Raw genomic sequence first — 1947 nt, 5'->3', positions numbered from 1 at the left:
CGGCCCCCGCGCGGGGCCGCGGGCGCGCACCGGCGCGACCCGTGCGACGTCCGGGCCAGCGCGCCCGGGCGAGGCGGAGACACCGGCGCTGGGGACCCCTCGGCGCCCGACCACGCTGGAGGAGCCATGGCGAACCGCCCCAACCCCATCGAGCTGCAGAAGCACCTGTCGGGCCTGGACTACCCGGCCGGCAAAGACGCCATCGTCAAGAAGGCCGAGGACAGCGGCGCCCCCGACGACGTGCTCGAGGCGCTCCGCGGCATCCCGGACCGTGAGTACGAGGGCCCGAGCGGCGTCAGCTCCGCCTTCTCCGACCAGGCCTGAGAGCCCGCGTGAACGACCTGACCTCGACCGCCCCGGTGACGACCCGCCCCGACCCGCCGCGGCGGGCGGTCGTCACCGGGGCGGCCGGCTTCCTCGGCAGCCACCTCGTCGAGGAGCTGCTCTCCCGCGGCACCGAGGTCGTGGGCCTCGACAGCTTCCTCACGGGGACGCCGGCCAACCTCGCGCACGTCGTCGAGCACCCCGGCCTGCGGCTCGTGCGGTGCGACATCACCGACTACGTGCACGTGCCGGGCGACGTCGACCTCGTCCTGCACTTCGCGTCGCCGGCCTCGCCGGTGGACTACCTCAAGCTGCCCATCGAGACGCTCAAGGTCGGCTCGATCGGCACCATGCACGCCCTCGGGCTCGCCAAGGACAAGGGCGCCCGCTTCGTGCTCGCGTCCACCTCCGAGGTCTACGGCGACCCGCAGGTGCACCCGCAGCCCGAGGAGTACTGGGGCCACGTCAACCCCGTCGGTCCGCGCGGCGTCTACGACGAGGCCAAGCGCTACGCCGAGGCCCTGACGACGGCGTACCGCACCTCCCACGGCGTCGACACGGGCATCGTGCGGATCTTCAACACCTTCGGCCCGCGGATGCGGCCGCACGACGGGCGGGCCATCCCCACCTTCGTGCGGCAGGCGCTCGCCGGGGAGCCCGTCACGGTGGCGGGCGACGGCCTGCAGACGCGTTCCGTCTGCTACGTCGACGACCTCGTCCGCGGCATCCTCCTGCTCGCCTCCTCCGGCCACGCCGGGCCGGTGAACATCGGCAACCCGCACGAGCTGACCGTGCGGCGCATCGCCGAGGACGTCATCGCCGCCACCGGGTCCTCGTCCGAGCTGGCCTTCGTCGGGCGCCCGGTCGACGACCCGCAGGTCCGGCGACCCGACACGCGCCTCGCGGCCGAGGCGCTCGGGTGGGCGCCGGAGGTCGCGTGGGAGGACGGGCTCGCCCGCACCGTCGCGTGGTTCCGCGAGGCCCTCGCGGACGGCGGCACGGGCTCTCCCACGACGGGGGCCCGTGACGGCGCCGGCAGCGTGCCCGCCGGAGCGGTGCCCGCGGGCGCCTGAGCGGCGGTGCCCCTCCTCGAGCGGCTGGCCACCGCCCTGGCGGACGCGTTCCTCCAGGTCGGGGTCCCCGTGGCCGTGCTCGTGGCCGCCTTCGGGTGGCTGCAGGTGCGCCACGGGGACCGGCTGCTCGACCTCCTCGCCCGCCGCGCGCGCTGGGCGCCGACCGTGGGCGCGCTGCTCGGCGTCTCGCCCGGCTGCGCCGGCGCGATCCTCGTCGTCCCCCTCTTCCTGCGCGGCACCGTCTCCTTCGGGACGGTCGTCGCCGCCCTCGTCGCGACGATGGGCGACTCCTCCTGGGTGATCATCGCCGGCGAGCCCGTGACCGCCCTCGTCGTCCACGCCGTGCTCCTCGTGACCGGCGTCGTCACGGGCTACGTCGTCGACGCCGTGGGCCTCGGGCCCTCGCCGGAGGACCTCGCCGCCGAGCGGGCGGTGCCCGCCGTGCGTCGGGCCGTCGCGACGACGAGCGGTGGCCCGTGGCGCCGTCTCGCCCTCCGCGCGGGCCCGGGTGGCGGGCCGGCGCCGCCGTCGGCGTCCGAGCCGTCGCCCC

The 1947-nt window shown here is 76.4% G+C and carries 3 protein-coding genes; all 3 read left to right on the top strand.

Annotated elements, in window-relative coordinates:
- Positions 1-126: 126 nt before the first annotated feature.
- Entirely contained in the window at positions 127-324 is a 198-nt protein-coding gene (locus HLB09_RS16385) for a DUF2795 domain-containing protein (RefSeq protein ID WP_171204368.1), read from the top strand.
- Between the two features lie 8 nt (positions 325-332).
- Complete coding sequence (locus HLB09_RS16380; protein WP_212771262.1) at positions 333-1397, top strand: UDP-glucuronic acid decarboxylase family protein; 1065 nt, start codon at positions 333-335, stop codon at positions 1395-1397.
- A 6-nt stretch (positions 1398-1403) separates the two neighbouring features.
- Positions 1404-1947 (top strand): putative manganese transporter (locus tag HLB09_RS16375; RefSeq protein ID WP_212771261.1); only part of this gene is annotated, 544 nt, incomplete at its 3' end.

The organism is Pseudokineococcus marinus (assembly GCF_013004605.1).
GTDB classification, from domain to species: domain Bacteria; phylum Actinomycetota; class Actinomycetes; order Actinomycetales; family Quadrisphaeraceae; genus Pseudokineococcus; species Pseudokineococcus marinus.
The sequence above is the reverse complement of the archived record's forward strand: the minus strand, read 5'-3'. Positions and strand labels throughout refer to the sequence as shown.